This window comes from Pseudomonadota bacterium (genome assembly GCA_022361155.1).
Taxonomy (GTDB): Bacteria; Myxococcota_A; Polyangia; order Polyangiales; family JAKSBK01; genus JAKSBK01.
The window spans coordinates 1-1,076 of record JAKSBK010000115.1 but is presented as its reverse complement, the minus strand read 5'-3'; the positions used below and the strand labels follow the sequence as shown (position 1 = coordinate 1,076).

Below are 1,076 nucleotides of genomic sequence, written 5' to 3'. Positions count from 1 at the left end.
TCCAGCAGCATTTCCGTCGGCATGGTCATGCCGCCGTATACGCGCGGGCCGCCGATGATTTTGGCGTCGATGTGGCCGTACATCGTGGCGCAAAGCTCTTTATGGAACCAGCCCGCCTGGTTGAATTCGGGCACCAGGATCATCTTGGCGTTTTTCAGCGCCGCGCGCAGTTCCTGGATCGGCCAGGGGCGCGGGGTCTTGACCTTGATCAGCCCCACCTTGCGGCCTTTTTCCTCTTCCTGCCGCACCGCTTCGCGGGCCTGAGATACGCAGGCACCGGAAGAAACAACAAATTCCTCGGCATCGGGATTGACCACTTCGATCAAATCGCCGAGGTATTTCCTCCAGTACTTGGCAGAACGCTCAACAGCTGCGAACACTTCCTGCTGCCAACTGGCATGCATGTGATAACTGATGAAGTTACTTTTCTGGATGGGAGCGTCACGCGAAATCCGGGCCGGGGGATTTTCGTTGTCCATAGATGGCACTGCGTTACGCCAGCCGTCACGTGGCGGTAATTTGTATTTTTCGTCGAACATGGAAACCTGACCGCGGGCGTGGGTGACGAAGAAACCATCCACTGAAACTACAGCGGGCAAGGTGACATCCACTTCTTCAGAGACCATGAATGCGGCCAGGGAATAATCAAAGAAGTCCTGTTGGTTTTCGGCATGGGCGTGCAAAATACCCGTGTTCAACAGAAATGAAATTTCAATATTGTCAGGTTGAATAGCGAGAGGAGTATTGATAACGCGGCACATGTTCATCAGAAGCAACGGGGTGCGCGCTCCGGGCCATGAAGAAATGGCTTCCAAACCTCGCATCAACCCCGGACCGGAAGTAGCTGTCAACGCACGTACGCCAGCTCGAGACGATCCACCAATGGCGGACATAACTCCGATTTCTTCCTCGCCTCGGTAGTATTCCTTGATGTACCCTTCATCATAAAGATACCCCGCTTGTTGCATGGTTTCACTCTGCGGGGTTATGGGATAGGAAATTGCAATGTCGACATTGGCACGGCGAATGGCTTCACGAGCCGCTTCACTACCGGTGATGAACTCGGTTTTTCGAGG

General features: G+C 54.1%; 1 protein-coding gene. It reads right to left on the bottom strand.

Features of this window, described 5'->3' with window-relative positions; all coding sequences use genetic code 11:
* Positions 1–1,076, bottom strand: a 1,076-nt coding sequence (locus MJD61_04075; protein ID MCG8554455.1) for a ferredoxin oxidoreductase, incomplete at both ends; no start/stop codon positions are given.